Raw genomic sequence first — 20,402 nt, forward strand, 5'->3', positions numbered from 1 at the left:
CCGCGGCTCGCGGCTGGTGACCGAGCGTCCCGATCTCGCCCGGATCACGAGTCGGTAACGGAAGCGGATTTCCGTGACGCAGTCTTGCGCGTGGTTTGTTCGTAAGGTTTACTAACAAACGTGACTGCAACGGATGCACCCCGCGGATCGGCTCCCGCCGAACCCACCGCGACGACGGTTCCGGCACCCGCCGGCATCGCTCCCGAGCTGCTCACCGCGCCCTCGGGCGCCGTCGGCCGGGCGCTGCGCCCCACCGCGAAAGTGCTGCCCGAGCACGCGCGCAGCCACAACCGCTCGCTCGTGCTGCAGACGCTCTACACGTCGGGCCCCCTCAGCCGCGCCGACGTCGCGCGCGAGACCGGGCTCACCCGGGTCACCGTCTCCGACCTCGTCGCCGAACTCATCGCCGAGAGCCTCGTCGTCGAGCTCGGCACCCGCGAGGACGCGCGCCCCGGCAAGCCCGCGACCCTGCTCGACGTCGACCGCGCCGGCTTCCAGATCGTCGGCATCGACCTGTCCGACCACGACCTGCTGCGCGGCGCGGTCGTCGATCTCGACGGGCGCATCGTCGCCCGCGCCGAGGTCGCGCTCGCCGGAGCATCCGGTGGCGCGGCCGCCGACCGGGTGAGCGAGCTCGCCGCCCGCCTCACGGCGCTCGCGACCGCGCCGCTGCTCGGCGTCGGCATCGGCAGCCCCGGTGTCGTCGACCCCGCCGGCGTGGTGCGCTCGGCGCCCAACCTGGGCTGGACCGACCTGCCGCTGCAGAGTCGGCTCGCCGCCGAACTCGCGGTGCCGGTGCACGTCGCGAACGACGCGAACGTCGCCGTGCTCGCCGAGCACGGGGCATCCGGTGCCGGCGATCTGCTGCTCGTGAAGGTCGGTCACGGCGTCGGCGCCGGCCTCATCATCGGCGGTCGACCGGTCATCGGCCCGGGATTCGCCGCGGGCGAGATCGGCCATGTCGTGGTCGGCACCGACGGCGGCCCGCGGTGCGCGTGCGGCAAGCACGGATGCCTCGAGGCCTGGCTCGCCGTGCCGCGGCTGGCCGCGCAGCTCGACGCCGCCGAGTCCGGCGGTGATGCCGCGGTCGCCCGCGACGAGGTGCTCCGCGAGGCGGGGCGCCGGCTCGGCATCATCCTCGCGCCCGTCGTAGGTGCGCTCAACCTGTCCGAGGTCGTGCTCAGCGGCCCGGCCGAACTGCTCGACGGCCCCCTCTTGGAGTCGACCGTCGACACGATCCGGAACCGGACGATGGCGGAACAGCACCGCGACCTCCGGGTCCGGATGACCACGCATGGGCAGGACATCGTCTTGCGCGGCGCGGTCGTCATGGTCCTGTCCGGACAACTCGGCGTCTCGTAGACGGGGCCGAGGCACCAAGGGCGACAGCCCCCCTGCTGTCACACCACCCACGAAAGGAAGCAACGCAATGAGGAAACTCGGCATCGTGGCGCTCGGCGCCGCCGCTGCGCTCACCCTCGCCGGTTGTGCCACCACCGGAGGCACCGACGCCTCGAGCGAGGAGGGCGCCGAGATCCGCGTCTGGCTCGTCGGCACCGACACGCCCGACGCGGCCCGCGAGTACCTGGTCGACACCTTCGAAGAGCAGAACCCCGGCTCGACCCTCGTCATCGAGGAGCAGTCGTGGGACGGCCTGGTCGACCGCCTGACCACCAGCCTCTCCGGCTCCGACAGCCCCGACGTGGTCGAGGTCGGCAACACCCAGGCTTCGGCGTTCACGTCGGCCGGCGCGTTCCTCGACCTGACCGACCACTTCGACGAGCTCGGCGGTGACGACCTGCTCCCCGGCTTCGTCGAGGCCGGCACGTACGACGAGAAGTTCTACGCGGCGCCGCTGTACTCGGGCTCGCGTCTCGTATTCTTCAAGAAGGACGCGTTCGACGCGATCGGCGCCACCGTGCCGACCACGCTCGACGAGTACGTCGCGACCGGTGCCGCGCTGGCTGCCGCCAACCCCGGCAAGTCGGGCATCTGGTGGCCCGGCCAGGACTGGCGCAACGCCCTGCCCTTCATCTGGGAGAACGGCGGCGAGGTCGCGGTTCCCGACGGCGACCAGTGGGACGCGCAGCTCAGCTCGCCCGAGTCGATCAAGGGTCTCGAGCAGGTGCAGCAGGCCATGAACACCGCCTCCGCCGCGCCGAAGGACGCGAACGAGACCAGCCCCGAGGTCGGCTTCTGCGACGGCACCACGCTGCAGCTGTCGGCTCCGAGCTGGGTCAAGTGGTCGATCCTCGCCCCGGTCGACGCTGAGGCCCCCGGCTGCCCCGACCAGGAGGCCAACCTCGGCGTCTACGCCCTGCCGGGCAAGGACGGCGGCGCGGCGCAGGTCTTCGCCGGTGGCTCGAACATCGGCATCTCGGCGAAGTCGGCTCACCCCGACCTCGCGCTGGACGCGCTGAAGATCATCCTCTCGGACGGCTTCCAGACGATCTACGCCGAGAACGGCCTGGTTCCGGCCAAGCTGTCGCTCGCCGACAAGCTCGGCACCGACGAGGTCGCCCAGGCGATCGCGGCGGCCGCCGGCAACGCCAAGCTCACGCCGGCTTCGCCGCGCTGGGCCGACGTCGAGGCTGCTCGCATCCTCGAGGACCTCTTCGTGAACATCGCCCAGGGCGGCGACGTGAAGGCGCTGGCCGAGGAGGCCGACGCTCAGATCGAGGACATCCTCAACAGCTAGTCGGTTCACCCGACTGCGCGGCGACGCGGTCATCCCCGTCCGCGTCGCCGCACCCCTACCCGGACGCACGTCGCCCACACACGGCGAGCGTCCGGACCGGGGGCGGGGCCCTCGCCCCGCCCCCGGATCCCCCCGATACCCAGGAGTACCACCATGACGACGGTCGATCCCGGCCTCGACGCGGCCGCCCCGAGCGCCGTCGAGGGCGAACGACTCACGGCCCCGGCTCCGAACCCGAAGCGCCGGCGCATTCGCCTCCGCGGCGGGTTCACGCCCTATGCACTGCTCGGACCCGCCATCGTGGTGCTCGCCGCGATCGTCGGCTGGCCGCTCATCCAGCTCATCATCACCTCGTTCCAGGAGTTCGGCCGCGCCCAGGTCTTCGGCGCCCCGCCCTCGTGGGTCTGGTTCGACAACTACATCGACGTGTTCACCGACCCGGTGTTCTACGGCGTGCTCGCCCGATCGGTGCTGTTCGCCGCGGGCTGCGTGATCGTCACCATGGTGGCGAGCACCCTCATCGCGCTCATGCTGACCCGGCTGCCGAAGGCCTTCCGGCTGCTGCTGACCGTCGGCATGCTGCTGGCGTGGGCCATGCCCGCCCTCACGGCGACCGTCGTGTGGGGTTGGATGTTCGACACCGCGTACGGCGTCATCAACTACATCTTCGTGAACTTCCTCGGCATGGAGGAGTTCAACCAGCACCAGTGGCTGCTGAACCCGCTGAGCTTCTTCTTCGTGGCGGGCCTCATCATCGTGTGGGGCGCGATCCCGTTCGCGGCCTTCACCCTGTACGCGGGCCTCACGCAGGTGCCCGACGAGGTGCTCGAAGCGGCGCAGCTCGACGGCGCGGGCGGCTTCGCGCGATTCCGGCTGATCATCTTCCCGTACCTGAAGCCGATCTTCCTGATCGTCACGATCCTGCAGGTGATCTGGGACCTCCGCGTGTTCACGCAGATCTTCGTGCTGCAGGACATCGGCGGCGTGCGCGCGCAGACCAACACGCTCGGCGTGTACATCTACCAGAAGTCGATCGCCGGCGGCGATTTCGGCCACGGCGGTGCGATCGCGGTCATCACGGCGATCCTGCTCATGTCCATCTCGATCTACTACATCCGTCAGGTGCTGAAGGAGGAGGAGCTGTGAGCGCCCCCACTGTCGCCCCGGGCATCCGTGCCACCGCCGCCCCGGGTTCGAAGGCTGCGGCCCGCCGTACCGGCGGCGGTCGACGCCGCCTCACGACGTGGCTGTTGAGCGCGCTGTCGGTCGTGCTGTTCGCGCTGTTCGTGTTCCCCGTCTACTGGATGGTGAACACGTCGTTCCAGCCGAACAACGCGATTCGCAGCTCCGACCTGCACTTCTGGCCCGACAACTTCACGCTGCGCAACTATGAGACGGTGCTGTTCGATCCGGGGCGCACGCCGTTCCTGCCCGCGGCGGCGAACTCGCTGGTCGTGACCCTGCTGACCGTCATCATCGCGCTGACGTTCGCGTTCCTCGCGGCTGTGGCGGTCACCCGGTTCCGATTCAAGAGCCGGCGCCTGTTCATCCTCACCATTCTCGTGATCCAGATGATCCCCGGCGAGGCGATGATCGTCTCGGTCTTCCGCGTCATCGACGGCTGGCACCTGCTGAACACCATCATCGGCCTCACGATCGTGTACATCGCCACGGTGCTGCCGTTCACCATCTGGACCCTGCGCGGCTTCGTCAACGGCGTGCCGGCCGACCTCGAAGAGGCGGCGATGATCGACGGCTGCTCGCGGGCGGGCGCATTCTGGCGGGTCACGTTCCCGCTGCTCGCCCCGGGGCTCGTGGCCACCGGTGTGTTCGGATTCATTCAGGCGTGGAACGAGTTCATCATGGCCCTCGTGCTGAACGCCCGCCCCGAGATGATGACCCTGCCGGTCTGGCAGCGCACGTTCCTGGTGGCGAACGGCACGACGAACTGGGCGGGCATCATGGCCGGCTCAGTGCTCATGGCGATTCCCGTGATCGTGTTCTTCCTCATCGTCCAGGGCCGTATGACGAGCGGCCTGGTGAGCGGAGCGGTCAAGGGATGAGTCTTCGTCGCGATGTGCTTGCGACCCTCTTGCCCGGCTTCGACGGCCCGAACGCGCCCGCGTGGGTGCTCGACCGCCTCGCCGAGGGCATGGGCGGGGTGTGCCTGTTCGGCTCCAACGTGGTCGATCCGGCGCAGGTGCGCGCTCTCACCGACGCCCTGCGAGCGGCCAACCCCGCCGCGGTGATCGCGATCGACGAGGAGGGCGGCGACGTCACCCGCCTGCACTACGGTCGCGGTGCACCCTGGCCGGGCAACGCGGTGCTGGGCCGCCTCGACGATGTCGAGCTCACCGAGGCCGTCGGCCGTGAGGTCGGCGAGGCGCTGCGCGCGGTCGGCGTCTCGATGACATTCGCCCCCGACGCCGACGTCAACTCGAACACCGCGAACCCGGTGATCGGCGTGCGCAGTTTCGGCGCCGACCCCGAGCTCGCCGCGCGGCACACGGCCGCGTGGGTGCGGGGTGCCCAGTCGACCGGCGTCGACGCGTGCGCGAAGCACTTCCCGGGGCACGGCGACACGGCGACCGATTCGCACCTCGCCCTGCCGGTCATCGACCTGCCCGTCGAGACATTGCGCGACCGCGAGCTCGTGCCGTTCCGTGCGGCGATCGGCGCGGGCGTGCGCTCGATCATGACGAGCCACATCCTGCTTCCGCAACTCGATGCGCAGGATCCGGCCACCCTCTCCCCGCATGTATTGCATCGCCTGCTCCGCGGGGAGCTCGGGTACGAGGGGGTCATCGTCACCGATGCCCTCGACATGCACGGGGCGAGCGGCGTGCACGGCATCCCCGAGGCTGCCGTGCGCGCCCTCGCCGCGGGCTGCGACCTGCTCTGCATCGGCTCGGGGGTCGCCGAGCGCACCGTCGACGAGATCGTCGAGGCGGTCGAGCGGGCGGTCGCCTCGGGTCGGCTCGCGGCCGAGCGAGTCGCCGAGGCGGCGGCGCGGGTGCGCTCGCTCGCGGATGCTTCGGATGCTTCGGATGTCTCGTCTGTACCGTCGACCGCCGCGGTGACACCCGCCCGCGTGATCGACGCGTTCGATATCGCGCCCGGAGCGCTCGACCGGCTGGTCGGCGCGCAGCGCGTCGGCACGGTCGTGCGCGTCGATACCGTCGCGAACATCGCCGTGGGCGTCGTGCCGTGGGGTCCGTTCGCCGCCGAGGTGGCCGCCCCCGGTACATGGCTCGGCGAGGCATCCGTCGTCGCCCTCGATCGCGAGCACCCGCTCGACGACCCGGCCGGGCTCGCCGGGCCCGTCGTCGTGATCGGCAAGGCTCTGCACCGCCACCCGTTCGCCGTCGACGGGATCGCGGCGCTGCGCGCCGTGCGCGACGACGTCGTGACCATCGACGCGGGCTGGCCCGCCGACGACCGCGCCCAGGCCGACATCGCGACGTTCGGCGGCTCGCGGCTCGTCGGCGAGGCGATCATCGCGCTCGTCGCCGACGCGCTCGCCGCATCCGGTGCGCCCGACACCGCCGAGGCGGTGTCGCAGTGAGGCTCGGCATCGACATCGGCGGCACGAAGACCGCCGCTGTCGCGATCGGCGCTGACGGCGAACTCACCGACCTCGTGCGCATGCCGACCGGATTCGGCGCCGACGAGGTCGTGGCCACCGCGCTGCGCACCGTCGACCGCATGAGCGAACTCGCCGGCGTGCACGCCTCGGCGTTCTCGTCGATCGGCATCGGGATCCCGGGCGCCGTCGACAGCGCCACGGGCCGGGTTGCGCACGCCGTGAACCTCGGGCTCGAGGGCCTCGACCTCGGGCCGCGCCTCAGCGACCGGCTGGGGGTGGACGTGCGCGTCGAGAACGACGTGAAGGCCGCCGCCCTCGGCGCCCACCACCTGCTCGGCGTCGCCGACGGCATCCGCGCGCACTCGATGGCGTACCTGAACCTCGGCACCGGGCTCGCGGCCGGCATCGTGCTCGACGGCGTGCTGCTGCGCGGCGGCCACGGCGTGGCCGGCGAGATCGGCCACATCCCCGTCGACCCGGCCGGCGAGGTGTGCGGCTGCGGCCAGCGCGGGTGCCTCGAGATGACCGCTTCGGGGTCGGCCATCGCGCGTATGTGGCGGACGGAGCATCCGCTGCCCGCCCGCGACCTGTTCGACCGCGCCGCCGCCGGAGACCCGCGCGCGCAGGAGGTGCGCGAGCGGTTCCTCACCGGCGCGGCCGCCGCGGTTCGGCTGCTCGCTCTCACCGCCGATGTCGACGACATCGTGATCGGCGGCGGGCTGTCGGCGCTCGGCGCCGAATTGCTCGACGGGGTGCGGGGTATCCTCGTCAGGTGGTCGGAGCGCTCGCCGTTCCTCGCCTCGCTCGCACTCGAGCATCGAATCCAGGTCATCCCTGCCGGCTTCCCGGCGGCCGCCGTCGGCGCCGCGCTCGTCGGCGAACCGAAGGAGTACGTCGTTGGCTGAGATCGTCATCGTCCCGGGCGAAGCGGAGGCCGGCGACCTGGTCGCCGACGCCATCGTCGACCTCATCCACCGCAAGCCCGACGCCGTGCTGGGGCTCGCGACCGGGTCCACACCGCTGCCGATCTACCGTGCGCTCGCGCAGCGCATCCGCGACGAGTCGGTCGACGTGCGCGGCGTGCGCGGGTTCGCCCTCGACGAGTACGTAGGCCTGCCCGCCGGGCACCCCGAGAGCTACCGCGCGGTCATCCGCCGCGAGGTCGTCGAGCCGCTGGGGCTCACCCCCGAACTCGTGCGGGTGCCGAACGGCGACCCCGCCGGCATCGAGCACGCCGGGGCCGACTACGAGGCCGCGATCGTCGCGGCGGGCGGCGTCGACCTGCAGATCCTCGGCATCGGCCGTACCGGTCACATCGGGTTCAACGAACCCGGCTCGTCTCTCGCGTCGCTCACCCGCGTGAAGACCCTGACCGAAGCGACCCGGCTCGACAACGCCCGGTTCTTCGATTCGCCCGACGACGTGCCCATGCACTGCATCACGCAGGGCATCGGCACCATCCTGCGCGCCCGGCACCTCGTACTGCTCGCCTTCGGCGAGGCGAAGGCCGACGCGATCGCCGCGGCGGTGGAGGGCGCCGTGTCGGCGGCGCAGCCCGGGTCGGCGATCCAGCTGCACCCGCACGTGACGGTGCTCGTCGACGAGGCCGCCGCGTCGAAGTTCGAGAACCTCGCCTATTACCGGCACGCGTGGGCGAACAAGCCCGCCTGGCAGGGCATCTAACCGCATCCGCTCCGCTCTGCTCGCCGGCGGTGAGCCGCGGGCTCAGTGGGGCAGCAGCTCTCGCACCCCCGCGAAGTACGCTTCCTCATCGAATCCGTCGATGAGCGCGCGCTGCAGGATGTACCCGGTGGCGAGGCCGAGTGCCACCTGTGCGAGGTGAGCGCCCCACGTCTCGGGGTCGCCGTCGATGCGATCGGGGTGCTCGACCCCCCATGCCGCGAGCTGGTCGGCGACCGTCGACCTGACGCGCGCGAGTACTCGGCCGACGATCATGCGGATCTCGGGGTCGATCACGGCTTCGCCCCAGAGCTGCGGGATCATGGCGAGGAACGGCTCGTGGCCCATGCCCGTGACCATCGTGATGAGCACGTCGGCGGGTGAGAGCGGCTCGCCGCCGCCGCGGCGTTCGTCGAGTTCGAGCATGCGCGCTTCGAGCACCCGCGCGGCGGTGGCCACGAACAGTTCCTGCTTGCCGGCGAAGTGCCCGTAGATGGCTCCGGCCGACAACCCGGACGCGGCGATGACGTCGGCCATGGAGGTGCGGCTGTAGCCGCGCTCGGCGAAGCAGTGCACGGCGGCGTCGATGATCTCGTCGCGTCGCGCGCTGCGGTAGGCGTCGGTCACCTTGGGCATCGGGCCTCCTCGGGATGCCTCGGTTCGGCTGCCGCGGTCGGGCGCGCCGTGGCGTTGACAAGCGTACTCGCCCCAGCGTATAAAGAACGAGCATTCGTTTTTTAAAAGGAGTCCAGGATGACCAGTCCCACCAGTGTCCCGGCGGGTGCCTCCGTGCACGGCGGCGCCCCGCACACCCCTCTCGGTCGCGTCGTCGGCATCGGCCTCGCACTCGCCGCGGTCGTCTCGGTGCTCGTGCTCGCCTTCGCCTGGCCGAGCACCAGTGCCGAGCCGCGCGACCTGCCCATCGCGATCAGCGGCCCGGCCCAGGCCGTCGACGCGGCGACCGCCGCGGTCGACGAGGCGCAGCCAGGCGCGATCGCGTTCCGCGAGGTCGACGACCGCGACGCCGCCGCGCACGCCATCGAGACCCGCGAGGTGTACGGGGCGATCGTGCTCGGCGCCGAGCCCGAGGTGCTCACGTCTTCGGCCTCGAGCCTCGTGGTGAGCCAGTTGCTCAGCGGCATCGCGGCGAACCTCGAGGAGGGCGTGAATGCGCAGGCCCAGGCCGCCGCTGCGGCCGCCGGGTCCCCCGTTGCGCCTCCGCACATCGACGTCGTCGTCACCGACGTCGTGCCGCTCGCCGACAGCGACCCGCGCGGCGCCGGACTCACCGCCGCGCTCTTCCCGCTCGTGCTGGGCGGCATGCTCGGCGGCATCGCCATCTCGCTCGGCGTCATCGGGGCGATGCGACGGGTGCTCGCCGTCGCCGTCTACTCCGTGGTCGGCGGCATCGCGCTCACCGGCATCCTCGATGGCTGGTTCGGCGCGCTGCCCGGCGAGTTCTGGCTCGAGGCATCCGCCATCACGCTGGCCCTCGCCGCCATCGCCGCGCCGATCACCGGATTCGTCGCGCTCATCGGCCGCGCCGGCATCGCCGTCGGTCCCGTCGTCATGCTGCTGTTCGCCAACCCGATCTCGGGGGCCGCGATGCCGAAGGAGTTCCTGCCGGCGCCGTGGGGCGAGGTCGGGCAGTGGTTCCCGCCCGGGGCGTCGGCGACGCTCGTGCGCGAGGTGAGCTACTTCCCGCAGGCTGACACGACGTTCCCGTGGCTGGTGCTCGGCGCCTGGGCGATCGGCGGCGTGCTGCTCTCGATGATCGGCCACTTCCGCACCGCGGGCGGTGCCGAGCCCGACGAGCTCGCCGCCCACGAGGACGACCCCGAGCCGGCAGACCGGGCCCTCGTCACGGCATAGCCGCGAGGCATCCGCCCTGCCCTGTGCACCCTGTGCCGACGGCGCGCGGGCGGTCGCACGGACGAGAACAGGATGAGCCGGTCCATCCCCGCTGTGGAGCGGTGATGGGCCGTCTCATCCTGTTTTCGCCGGCCGGGCTGTCGCGGAGGCGCCGGGCGGCGCGAGCGGCACCTGCGGCAGCGGGCACGGGCTCGGGCACGGGCTCGGGCTCGGGCACGGCATGGCACGCGCACGGGCAGCCCGAGACTACGCGAGTTCCTTCCGGCCGTTGATGATGCCGCTCACGGCGGCGACGACCGCGAACACGATCGCGACGATCGGCTGGCCCATCAGCCACCACGCGATCGCGACGGCCGAGAAGATCGCGATCTCGATGAGCGCCTTGCCGAAGGTGTCGATCGTGAAGACGGCTCTCGGCGACAGGAACAGACCCCACAGCACGATCGCGGCGAGCGGGGCGCCGATGCCGACGAGCACACCGGGCCACGGCAGTTCGAAGTCGACGAACCCCCACACCGCGAGGCTCACGAACGCGAACAGCTCGAGCAGGAATCGCAGGATCGCGTTCGGGCCGATCTTCGGGGCAGGGTCGGGTGCGGCGTCGTTCACGACCGTCAAGCCTAACCGAGCCGTACCCAGCGAAGCCTCAGCGAAGCCGCAGGGCTCACCGGAAGATGATCGTGCGCGCTCCGTCGAGCAGCACGCGCCGCTCGGCGAACCACTTCACGGCCTGGCTCAGGGTGCGGCTCTCTTCGTCCTGTCCGATGGCGACGAGTTCGCCGACCGAGCGCGAGTGGTCGACGCGCACCACGTTCTGCTCGATGATGGGGCCCTCATCGAGGTCGCTCGTGACGAAATGGGCAGTCGCGCCGATCAGCTTCACGCCGCGTGCGTGCGCCTGCCGGTAGGGGTTCGCGCCCTTGAAGCCGGGCAGGAACGAGTGGTGGATGTTGATGCACCGCCCGGCGAGCGCCTCGCACAGCTCGGGCGACAGGATCTGCATGTAGCGGGCGAGCACCACGAGCTCGATGTCGTGCTCGTCGACCGCCTGCAGCACGCGCCGCTCGAACGCGGCCTTCTCGTCGGCCGAGGTGACCGGCGCCGACTCGAAGGGCACTCCGTAGAAGTCGACGAGGTCGCGCAGCGTGCCGTGGTTCGACAGCACGAGCGGCACCTCGATCTGCAGCTGGCCCGCGCGCTGGCGGAACAGCAGGTCGTTCACGCAGTGCCCGGCCGTCGAGCAGAGCACAAGCGTGCGAAGGGGGCGGCCGACCTCGTCGAGGTGGAGGTCCATGTTCCATCGCTCGACCGCAGGCGCCAGCGCAGCCTCGAACTCGGCGCGCCCGGCGGGCGACTCGACCTGCACGCGCATGAAGAATCTGCCCGTGTCGCCGCTCGCGAACTGCTGGCTCTCGGTGATGTTGCCCCGCGCGGCGACGATCGCACCGCTGACGGCGTGCACGATGCCGGGACCGTCGGTGCAGCTCAGGGTGACGACCCAGTGGTGCAGGCGTTCGGGGGAGGCGTCCGTGGTCATCGGATGATCGTATCGCCCGCGTAGACTGGGCGTTGGTCGGCGGGCGACGCCGGCCCTGGGCGCGCACACGAGCGCGTAGTCGACCCGCCGTGGTGAATGCTCCCGGGCGGGGAACGCCGTCGGAGAGACATCCTGATGTCCGTCACCGAATCCGCGCGCGCCGGGCAGCGCACCACCATGCCCTGGCCGGCGCTGCTGACCCTCGCCGCCGCCGTCTTCCTCTCGATCACGCTCGAGCTGCTGCCCACCGGGCTGCTGCCCGAGATGGCCGCCGGCCTCGGCGTCGGCGAGTCGGCGATCGGCCTCACCGTGTCGGTGTTCGCCCTCACCGTGGTGCTGACGAGTGCTCCGCTCGTCGCGCTCACCGCGCGCGTGCCGCGCCGACTGCTGCTCGTCATCGTGCTCACGGTGCTCGCCGTGTCGACCATCGCGACAGCGCTGGCGCCGACGTACTGGCTGCTCGTCGCGGTGCGATTCGCCGGCGGGCTCGCGCACGGCGTGTTCTGGTCGATCGTCGCGGCCGAGGCGTCGCGGCTGGTGCCCGACCGGCTCATCGCGCGCGCGGTCGCGATCGTGATCGGCGGCGGCACCCTCGCGATCGTGCTCGGCGTGCCGGGCGCGACGGTGCTCGGCCAGGCGTTCGGCTGGCGGGTCGCGTTCGCGGTCGTGGGCGGGCTCACGCTCGCGGGGGCGCTCGCGGTGCGCGTGGCGCTTCCGAAGCGGGCCGGGTCGGGCGCAGCGGCTGCGGATGTCTCGCAGCGAGGCGATCGAGCGGATGCCTCAACGGCGCCCTCGACGAGCACGGATGCCACGGCGGCCACGGCCCCGCACCCGACCGCCGCGCGGTTCCGCCGGAACGATCCGGCGCTCGGCGCGGTGCTCGTGGTGTGCGCGGTCACCGCGCTCACGATGCTCGGCCAGTACGCGGTGTTCACGTACATCGCGCCGATTCTGACCGACCTCATCGGCGTCGGCGCGTCGGCGGTCGGCCCGCTGCTCTTCGTATACGGCGCGGCAGGCGCGGTCGGGCTGGTGATCTCGGGGTCGCCGCTCGCGCGCCGCGCGACCGCGGCGCTGCTCGTGTCGATGGCGGTCATCGCGGTCGCGCTCGCGGCGATCGCGCTGGTGCCGACGCAGGCGGCCGGCATCGCAGCGCTCGCGGCATGGGGGCTCGCGTTCGGCGCCCTGCCCGCCCTGCTGCAGGTGCGGCTGCTGCGCGCGGCGCCGGCATCGCATCGCGACGCGGCGAGTGCGCTTTACACGACCGGGTTCAACGCGGGCATCGGCGGCGGCGCGCTCATCGGGGCGGTCGTGTTCGACCGGGTCGGCGTCGGCGCGCTGCCGTGGGTGTACGTGGTGCTGCTCGTCGCGGCGGCGATGGTGCTCGTGATCGGTCGGCGCCTCGGTGGCTCGTCCCGCTGAACACGGGTCGCGGCCGACCGCGACGCAGCGGCCGACCGCGTCTCAGAAGAAGTCGAACCAGACCGCGGCCGCGGTGGGGCCGGTGCGGTCTCCGACGACGTAGCGAACCTCGACGTTCGTCGCGAACCACCAGCGCAGGAAGTCGTTGCTCTCGCGCGCGGAGCCTGCTGCGTCGAGCGCGTGCAGCGACACCTGGCCGTCGATGTCGAGCGCGACGCTGGCGCCGGGTGCGCCGGTCAGATCGATGCGGAAGAACCGCAGCGCCGCGGCCGGCGTCGAGAGCACGACCTCCTGGGGGGCCGCCGTGGGCGACGTGTTGCCGGCGACGTCGGTCTGCGTCGCGGTGAGCTCGGTGCGCCCCGCCGGCAGGCCGTCGACGAGCACCGACCATGCGCCCGCCTGGTCGGCGGTCACGGTCCAGGTGCGCCCCGCGGTGGTCACGACGACGGATGCCCCGGGTTCGGCGACGCCTGTCACGATCGGGTCGACCAGGCCGCCCGCGGTGTCGATCGACGCGATCTCGGGGGCGAGCGCCTCGGAGTCGACGGGTTCGGGCTCCGGTTCGGGTTCCGGGCTGGGCGACGGCGACGGGGTGGGCGACGGCGACGGGCTGGGCGACGGCGACGGGCTGGGCGACGGCGACGGGCTGGGCGAGGGGCTGGGCGTCGGCGCCGGGTCGACCGGCGTCGGACCCACCGGCGGCGTCTCGGGGCCGGTCACCGCATCGACATCGACTCGGGGCTCGGATTCGGCATCGGCGTTCGTGTCGTTATCGGGCTGGGTCTCGGGACTCGGGTCGGGTGATGGAGTCGAAACCGGCGGCGCGCTCGGCGACGGCGGAACGGAGGGGGCGGCATCCGAGGCATCCGTCGGATCGGGCGCGGCCGCCTGCGCGGCCGGGCCGACCGGCGCGTCGGTGGTGGGCAGCACCGCGGGAAGGATCACGGTCGCGGCCACCGCGGCGGCCGCGACGAGCAGGGCGCCCGTGCCGCCGATCGCGATCAGGCCGCCGATGCCGCCCGCGACGCCCGACGCGATGCCCGCGCCGGCCGCGGTTGCGCCGGCCGCGCCGGCCCCGCCCGCTGCAGCTCCGACGGTCGACCCCGCGCCGGCACCGCCCGCGCCGGCGCCGGACACGCCGGCACCGCCCGCACCGGCACCGCCCGCACCGGCACCGGCCGCGCCTCCTGCGCCTGCCCCGCCGGCGGTCGCGGCGACCGCGGCCTCGCCGCCCTGCAGCCACGCGGTGTACGCGGTCGCGCCCGAGATGCCGGCGACCAGTGGCAACAGCACGAGCGCGAGCCGCGAACCGACCTCGCGGGCCTCGGCGGCGACGATCGTGCACTTCGCGCAGTCGTCGAGGTGCGCCTCGAGCTTCGCAGTGTCGCGCGTGCCGAGCTTGCCGCGTGTGTAGCTGCCGAGCCGGTCGATCGTCCAGCGGCAGTCGGGGGCGTCGGCGCTGCGCAGGTGGGCGGTGATCCACGCCTGGCGCAGTCCCTCGCGGGCGCGGTAGGCCAGCGCCGCCGTGGAGTTGGCGCTCATGCCGACGAGGGGAGCGATCTGCGCGGGCGTCATGCCCTCGACTTCGCTGTACCAGAGCACCTCCTGCCAGCGCGTCGGCAGCGATCGGAACGCCCGGGCCGTGAGCCCGGCGTCGAGGGCCTCGAGGGAGGCGGCCTCGGTGGTCGACGGATCCTCGAACGACTCGAGCGTGTCGAGGGTGGTCTCGTGCCGCGCGCGGCCCCAGCTCGCCGCGGTGTTGCGGATGGTGGTGAACAGGTACGGCCGGAACGCGCCGGTCGGCCCGCCGCCCTTGCGGATCGCGTCGTAGATGCGGGTGAACGACTCGGCGACGAGGTCGTCGGGGTCGAGCGAACTGAACGAGCGCGCGACGGTGCGGCCTGCGGCGGCGTGGCGTTGCCAGAGCTCGGCGTAGGCGTCGGCGTCGCCCGACCGGGTGCGCATCACGAGGTCGGCGTCGCCGGCGGTGGCAGGTCGGGCCATGTCGCACCTCCGTTCGGGTCGTCGGCTCCTCTGGAGAGACGCGCAGGGGTGGGTTTCATGACGCGAGACCAGGGGTTCGGCCCATTCCAGCAGATTTCCGGCGAATCCGCGTCATAGCCCGGGACGGGCTGCATCTCTTCAGGTGGAGGGACGCAACGGCCGGTCTCGGGTGGGCTGGGGGAACAGTCATCCGGGCCCGGCCGTCGCCCTCCGGCGGGGATGCGGCGTCGAATGCGAGGCCCTCGCGTGAGTGCGGAGCCCGAACCCGTGCTCAGGACAGCCGCGTCCCCGCGCCCCACACCGCCTCGACGGCGAGGTCGTCGCCGAGCAGCACCGCGTCGGCGGCGAAGCCGCGATCGAGCCGACCGAGATCGTGGGCGCGCCCGATGGCCGCGGCCGGCGTCACGGTCAACGCGCCGACCGCCTCCTCCAGCGGGATGCCGCACTCGAGCACCGCACGGCGCAGCGCCGCGTCGAGCGTGAGCGTCGACCCCGCGATGCTGCCGCCCTCGACGAGCCGGGCGACGCCGTCGACGACCTCGACCTCGAGCGAGCCGAGGTCGTACCGCCCGTCGGCGGCGCCCGCGGCGGCCATCGCGTCGGTGATGAGGGCGACTCGGCCGGGTGCGCCGCGGAACGCGAGTCGCACCACGTCGGGGTGCACGTGCACGCCGTCGTTCACGATCTCGAGCGTGACGTGATCGGCGTGCATCGCGGCGACCACCGGGCCCGGGGCGCGGTGGTGGATTCCGCGCATGCCGTTGAACGCATGCGTCAGGATCGACGCACCCGCCTGGAACGCCGCGAGCGCGGTGTCGAAGTCGGCGCCCGTGTGCCCCACCGCGACGCGCACGCCCGCCTCGACGAACCGATCGATCGCGTCGAGCGCGCCCGGGTGCTCGGGTGCGATGGTCACCTGGCGCAGGGCGCCGTCGGATGCCGCGAGCAGCCGCTGGACCGCGGCCGCATCGGCCCGACGCAGCAGGGCCGGGTCGTGGGCGCCGCGGAACTCGTGGTCGAGGAAGGGCCCTTCGAGGTGCGCGCCCAGTACGCGCGGGTCGCGTCGCGAGGCCTCGGCGACGACCGCGAGCTGGTCGACGAGTCGGTCGACCGGGGCGGTGACGAGCGAGAGCACCGCGCGCGTGGTGCCGTGCGCGGCGTGCATCGACAGGCCTCGCTCGATCGCCTCGGCGCCCTCGTCGTACGCGACCCCCGCTCCGCCGTGCCCGTGCAGGTCGATGAATCCCGGCACGAGCAGCCGCCCCGCGGCATCCGTCACCTGCGCGTCGGGGGCGACCCGCTCGCGCCAGCCGTCGCCCAGCCCACGCTCGGCGATCCGATCGCCTTCGAAGCGCACCCAGCCGTCGTCGGTGCGTTCGCCACGCGTGATCAGCCGGGCGGAATGGATGACGGTCGTCGTGCTCATCGCGTCCACGGTACGCCCCGCACCGGGTAGTAGGTCACCCCGAGCACGTCCCAGCGCTCGCCGAGCCGCGCCACGCGCTCGAAGAACGCGTCGTGGTCGCGCTCGCCTCCGTCGGGGCGCGGCGACCACGCGATCTCGGCGATCGCGGTGACGCGGGGGAACACCAGGAACTCGACCTCCTCGATGCGCGACACCGTCTCGGTCCAGAGCGGCGCCTCGATGCCGAGCACCTGCGTCTCGCCGACGCCGGGCAGGATCTCGGTCGGCTCCCACGCATAGGCCTCGTCGAGCGTCGTCGGGCCTTTCGCCCATTGCAGCCCGACCGTGCGCCCGAGGGCGGTCTGCGGGTCGTCGACGTACTTCATGTCGAGGTAGGCGACATCGGCGGGCGACATCACGAGCGCTCCGCCCTGCTCGACGAACGACACGGCGTTGGCGACCTCGTCGTCGTTCGCGGGCTCGACGAAGTTCCAGTACTGGCCGATCGTGCCCTCGGGCAGATCGGTCGACGCACCTGCCTCGTGCCAGGCGATCACGGTCTTGCCGGTCGCGGCGGCCGCCGCGGTGATGCGGCGCACGAGGTCGAGGTAGTCGGCCTCGCTCGTCGCGAGCGACTCGTCGCCGCCGACGTGCAGGTACGGCCCGGGGGTGAGCGAGGCGACGGTGCCGAGCACGTCGGCGAGGAATCGATCGGTGACCTCGGCGCGCTCGGGCGACGCGCAGAGGGACGAGAAGCCGACCTCGACGCCCTCGTACGGCGCGGGCGCGACGCCGTCGCAGTTCAGCTCGGGGGTGGCGCTGAGCGCCGCGTTCGTGTGCCCGGGCAGGTCGATCTCGGGCACGACGGTGATCTGCCGGTCGGCGGCGTACGCGACGATGCGGCGATAGTCGTCGGCAGTGTAGAAGCCGCCGCCGTCGCCGCCGACCGAGGTCGAGGCGCCGATGCCGGTGAGTTCGGGCCGACCCGGGATCTCGAGACGCCAGCCCTGGTCGTCGGTGAGGTGCAGATGCAGGACGTTGAGCTTCAGCAGGGCGAGCTGGTCGAGGTAGCGCTCGACATCCTCGACGGGGAAGAAGTGGCGCGCCACATCGAGCATCGCGGCGCGGTAGGCGAAGCGCGGGGCGTCGGTGACGGACGCCGCTGCGGCGGCCCAGCCGCCGTCGGGCTCCGTGGCATCCGCTCGCTCGATCGCGGCCGGAAGCAACTGCCGCAGCGACTGCGTGCCCCAGAAGGCGCCCGCGGGGGTGTCGGCGCCGATGCGCGCGCCGTCGGAGTCGACCTCGAGCGTGTAGCCCTCGGCGGCGCCGTCGGGTGCCTCGCCGGGCGCGACGACGATCATGATGTCGGAGGCGCTCGAGCCGGCGGACGAGCCGGCAGCGACGACCGGCACCTCCCAGCCCGTCGCGGCACGCAGCCGTTCGGCGAGGAGCTCGGGCGCCGTCGCCGCGTCGCCCTCGACGATGATGCGCGTCGACTCGGTGAGCCGGAACGGCGCCGCCCCCTCGTGCAACTCGAACGAGACGGGCAGTGGCGTGATGCCGGGCATGGTGGTTCCATTCTGGTCGGCGGATGAGCAGCCGGCGAGCAGCGTGGTCGCGAGCAGCCCGCTCGCGAGCAGCGCCGAGGTGCGTCGTCGCATATGGAAGGAGTCCTAACAAACTCGTGGAGTCCCATCTTCCCACGGACGGCGACGCAGCGACAGGGCGAACACGGCTCCCAGGCATCCATTGGTATGCTTGCCGCGTCGCGACTGGCGTTGAGATGGTTCACCATCGGGGAGCGACCGGCACGCATCGACCGCACGCCTGGGCCGGTACGGATGCCTCGTGGCGCGAGTCGCCCGAGGCCCATCATCACGTCCGTCCGCATGTCCAGAAGGAGCCGGTCTTGGCCGAATCGATCTTCAACCAGCCGCTGTCCGCCGTCGATCCCGAGATCGCCGAAGTCCTCGAGCTCGAGCTCGGTCGCCAGCGCGACTACCTCGAGATGATCGCGAGCGAGAACTTCGTGCCCGTCTCGGTGCTGCAGTCGCAGGGCTCGGTGCTCACCAACAAGTACGCCGAGGGCTACCCCGGTCGCCGCTACTACGGCGGCTGCGAGTTCGTCGACATCGCCGAGAACCTCGCCATCGCGCGGGCGAAGTCGCTGTTCGGCGCCGAGTTCGCCAACGTGCAGCCGCACTCGGGCGCCTCCGCGAACGCGGCCGTGCTGAGCGCGATCGCCACCCCGGGCGACACCATCCTCGGCCTCGAGCTCGCGCACGGCGGCCACCTCACCCACGGCATGAGGCTGAACTTCTCGGGCAAGCTCTACAACGCCGTGTCCTACGGCGTCGACCCCGAGACGTTCCTCGTCGACCTCGACGTGGTGCGCGACAAGGCCCGCGAGCACAAGCCGAAGGTGATCATCGCCGGCTGGAGCGCGTACCCGCGCCAGCTCGACTTCGCCGCGTTCCGCGAGATCGCCGACGAGGTCGGCGCGACGCTGTGGGTCGACATGGCGCACTTCGCCGGCCTCGTGGCCGCGGGTCTGCACCCCTCGCCCGTGCCGTACGCGCACGTCGTGTCGTCGACGGTGCACAAGACGATCGGCGGCCCGCGCTCGGGCTTCATCCTGACGAACGAGGCCGACCTCGCGAAGAAGCTCAACTCGAACGTGTTCCCCGGCCAGCAGGGCGGCCCGCTGATGCACGTGATCGCGGCGAAGGCCACGGCGTTCAAGATCGCCGCATCCGACGAGTTCCGCGACCGTCAGGAGCGCACCCTGAGCGGTGCCCGCATCCTCGCGTCGCGCCTCACAGCCGATGACTCCAAGGCCGCGGGCGTCGACGTGCTCACCGGCGGCACCGACGTGCACCTCGTGCTCGCCGACCTGCGCGACTCGCAGCTCGACGGCAAGCAGGCCGAGGACCTGCTGCACGAAGCGCTCATCACGGTGAACCGCAACGCGGTGCCGTTCGACCCGCGCCCGCCGATGGTCACCTCGGGCCTGCGCATCGGCACGCCCGCGCTCGCGACCCGCGGCTTCGGCGACGCCGAGTTCACCGAGGTCGCCGACATCATCGCCGAGGTGCTGAAGGGCGGCGCCGACATCGCGGCCCAGCGCGCGCGGGTGCAGGCGCTCACCGAGCGCTTCCCGCTGTACCCCGGCCTGCAGCAGTAGGGGCCGACATGACCGCTGTGAAGCTCGACGGCGTCGCGACCGCGACCGCTGTCAAGTCCGAGCTCGCGGGGCGCATCGCGCACCTGCGGGCCAACGGCATCGTGCCCGGCCTCGGCACGCTGCTGGTCGGCGACGACCCGGGTTCGCGCTCGTACGTCGCCGGCAAGCACCGCGACTGCGCCGAGGTGGGCATCGAGTCGATCCGGGTCGACCTGCCGGCCTCGTCGACCCAGGCCGATGTGATGGCCGCGATCCGCGACCTGAACCACGCTCCCGAGGTCACCGGGTACATCGTGCAGCTGCCTCTGCCGGCCGGGCTCGACGAGCATGCGGCGCTCGAGGCCATCGACCCGTCGAAGGACGCCGACGGTCTGCACCCGACGAACCTCGGGCGGCTCGTGCTCGGCATCGAGGGCGAGCTGCGCTCGCCGCTGCCGTGCACCCCGGCCGGCATCGTCGAGATGCTGCGCCGGTACGACGTGCCGATCCGCGGCAAGCACGTGACGGTGATCGGGCGCGGCCTCACGGTCGGTCGCCCGCTCGGCCTGCTCTTCACGCGTAAGGGGCTGGATGCGACGGTCACCCTCACGCACTCGCGCACGCTCGACCTTGCCGCCGAGGTGCGCCGTGCCGACATCGTCGTCGCGGCCGTCGGCGTGCCGCACCTCGTGCGGCCCGACTGGGTGAAGCCGGGCGCGGCCGTGCTCGACGTCGGCATCACGCGCGTCGAAGACGAGGAGACCGGCAAGGGCAAGCTGACCGGCGACGTCGACCCTGCCGTGGCCGAGGTGGCGGGCTTCCTCTCGCCGAATCCCGGTGGCGTCGGCCCGATGACCCGCGCGATGCTGCTGGCGAACGTGGTGAAGGCGGCTGAGCTGAAGCTCGGAGGCTGAGCCGCAGCGCGCATCGACCTCGTGGATGCCCCCGACCGCGTCGGTCGGGGGCATCAGTGCGTTCGCGGCCCGTTCACCCGATCGCCACCCGCGCGGCACCCGGTCGTCGACCTCCGCGCCT

17 protein-coding genes and 1 riboswitch are annotated in these 20,402 nt (G+C 72.2%); of the genes, 11 read left to right on the forward strand and 6 right to left on the reverse strand.

All coding sequences use genetic code 11. From position 1 onward, the window contains the following. Positions 1–195 precede the first annotated feature (195 nt). The 7 genes from FLP10_RS13095 to nagB all read left to right on the forward strand — a co-directional run bounded on the left by FLP10_RS13095 (position 196) and on the right by nagB (position 7,967). Positions 196–1,362, forward strand: coding sequence for an ROK family transcriptional regulator (locus FLP10_RS13095; protein WP_425457646.1), 1,167 nt, complete (start codon positions 196–198; stop codon positions 1,360–1,362). A gap of 67 nt (positions 1,363–1,429) precedes the next feature. Then, complete coding sequence (locus tag FLP10_RS13100; RefSeq protein ID WP_149161270.1) at positions 1,430–2,698, forward strand: extracellular solute-binding protein; 1,269 nt, start codon at positions 1,430–1,432, stop codon at positions 2,696–2,698. A 153-nt stretch (positions 2,699–2,851) separates the two neighbouring features. After that, complete coding sequence (locus tag FLP10_RS13105) at positions 2,852–3,844, forward strand: carbohydrate ABC transporter permease (protein ID WP_149161271.1); 993 nt, start codon at positions 2,852–2,854, stop codon at positions 3,842–3,844. After that, the gene (locus FLP10_RS13110; RefSeq protein ID WP_246150023.1) at positions 3,841–4,761 is read left to right on the forward strand and encodes a carbohydrate ABC transporter permease; all 921 of its coding nucleotides are present in this window, start codon (positions 3,841–3,843) and stop codon (positions 4,759–4,761) included. The genes FLP10_RS13105 and FLP10_RS13110 overlap by 4 nt, the downstream gene beginning before the upstream one ends. After that, entirely contained in the window at positions 4,758–6,263 is a 1,506-nt protein-coding gene (locus FLP10_RS13115) for a glycoside hydrolase family 3 protein (RefSeq protein ID WP_149161272.1), read from the forward strand. The genes FLP10_RS13110 and FLP10_RS13115 overlap by 4 nt, the downstream gene beginning before the upstream one ends. Beyond that, complete coding sequence (locus FLP10_RS13120; RefSeq protein WP_149161273.1) at positions 6,260–7,189, forward strand: ROK family protein; 930 nt, start codon at positions 6,260–6,262, stop codon at positions 7,187–7,189. Before FLP10_RS13115 ends, FLP10_RS13120 begins: the two co-directional genes overlap by 4 nt. Continuing rightward, entirely contained in the window at positions 7,182–7,967 is a 786-nt protein-coding gene (gene nagB, locus FLP10_RS13125; RefSeq protein WP_149161274.1) for a glucosamine-6-phosphate deaminase, read from the forward strand. Before FLP10_RS13120 ends, nagB begins: the two co-directional genes overlap by 8 nt. Before the next feature lie 42 nt (positions 7,968–8,009). Here nagB and FLP10_RS13130 read toward each other — a convergent pair whose 3' ends face one another. Beyond that, positions 8,010–8,600 (reverse strand): TetR/AcrR family transcriptional regulator, encoded by a 591-nt coding sequence (locus tag FLP10_RS13130; protein ID WP_149161275.1) that lies wholly within the window; start codon positions 8,598–8,600, stop codon positions 8,010–8,012. 117 nt (positions 8,601–8,717) lie between these two features. On the opposite strand from FLP10_RS13130, the gene FLP10_RS13135 reads away from it, so the two are divergent. Further along, positions 8,718–9,836, forward strand: coding sequence for a hypothetical protein (locus FLP10_RS13135; protein ID WP_149161276.1), 1,119 nt, complete (start codon positions 8,718–8,720; stop codon positions 9,834–9,836). A gap of 246 nt (positions 9,837–10,082) precedes the next feature. Here the strand turns inward: FLP10_RS13135 and FLP10_RS13140 are convergent, their stop codons facing one another. Beyond that, positions 10,083–10,445 carry a YrdB family protein gene (locus FLP10_RS13140; protein WP_149161277.1) on the reverse strand — a complete coding sequence of 121 codons (363 nt, stop codon included), beginning with the start codon at positions 10,443–10,445 and terminating at the stop codon, positions 10,083–10,085. Positions 10,446–10,500: 55 nt separating this feature from the next. Beyond that, positions 10,501–11,373, reverse strand: a complete 873-nt coding sequence (purU, locus tag FLP10_RS13145) for a formyltetrahydrofolate deformylase (RefSeq protein ID WP_149161278.1) — start codon at positions 11,371–11,373, stop codon at positions 10,501–10,503. Between the two features lie 135 nt (positions 11,374–11,508). Here purU and FLP10_RS13150 point away from each other — a divergent pair, with 135 nt between their 5' ends. Continuing rightward, the gene (locus FLP10_RS13150) at positions 11,509–12,795 is read left to right on the forward strand and encodes an MFS transporter (protein WP_149161279.1); all 1,287 of its coding nucleotides are present in this window, start codon (positions 11,509–11,511) and stop codon (positions 12,793–12,795) included. A gap of 42 nt (positions 12,796–12,837) precedes the next feature. On the opposite strand, the gene FLP10_RS13155 is transcribed toward FLP10_RS13150, so the two are convergent. From FLP10_RS13155 to FLP10_RS13165, 3 genes are all read right to left on the reverse strand, one after another. Then, entirely contained in the window at positions 12,838–14,799 is a 1,962-nt protein-coding gene (locus FLP10_RS13155; RefSeq protein WP_149161280.1) for a sigma-70 family RNA polymerase sigma factor, read from the reverse strand. A 271-nt stretch (positions 14,800–15,070) separates the two neighbouring features. After that, positions 15,071–16,225 carry an N-acetylglucosamine-6-phosphate deacetylase gene (gene nagA, locus FLP10_RS13160; protein WP_149161281.1) on the reverse strand — a complete coding sequence of 385 codons (1,155 nt, stop codon included), beginning with the start codon at positions 16,223–16,225 and terminating at the stop codon, positions 15,071–15,073. Further along, a complete protein-coding gene (locus FLP10_RS13165; protein WP_149161282.1) occupies positions 16,222–17,865 on the reverse strand; it encodes a beta-N-acetylhexosaminidase in 1,644 nt (547 codons plus the stop codon). Before FLP10_RS13165 ends, nagA begins: the two co-directional genes overlap by 4 nt. 97 nt (positions 17,866–17,962) lie before the next feature. Next, a riboswitch (ZMP/ZTP riboswitch) is annotated at positions 17,963–18,044 on the forward strand. Positions 18,045–18,113: 69 nt separating this feature from the next. Here FLP10_RS13165 and glyA point away from each other — a divergent pair. Both glyA and FLP10_RS13175 read left to right on the forward strand, forming a co-directional pair. Beyond that, positions 18,114–19,388, forward strand: a complete 1,275-nt coding sequence (gene glyA, locus FLP10_RS13170; protein ID WP_149161283.1) for a serine hydroxymethyltransferase — start codon at positions 18,114–18,116, stop codon at positions 19,386–19,388. Between the two features lie 8 nt (positions 19,389–19,396). Beyond that, positions 19,397–20,281, forward strand: coding sequence for a bifunctional methylenetetrahydrofolate dehydrogenase/methenyltetrahydrofolate cyclohydrolase (locus FLP10_RS13175; RefSeq protein ID WP_149161284.1), 885 nt, complete (start codon positions 19,397–19,399; stop codon positions 20,279–20,281). The last annotated feature ends 121 nt before the right edge of the window (positions 20,282–20,402 follow it).

The organism is Agromyces intestinalis (assembly GCF_008365295.1).
Lineage (GTDB): Bacteria > Actinomycetota > Actinomycetes > Actinomycetales > Microbacteriaceae > Agromyces > Agromyces intestinalis.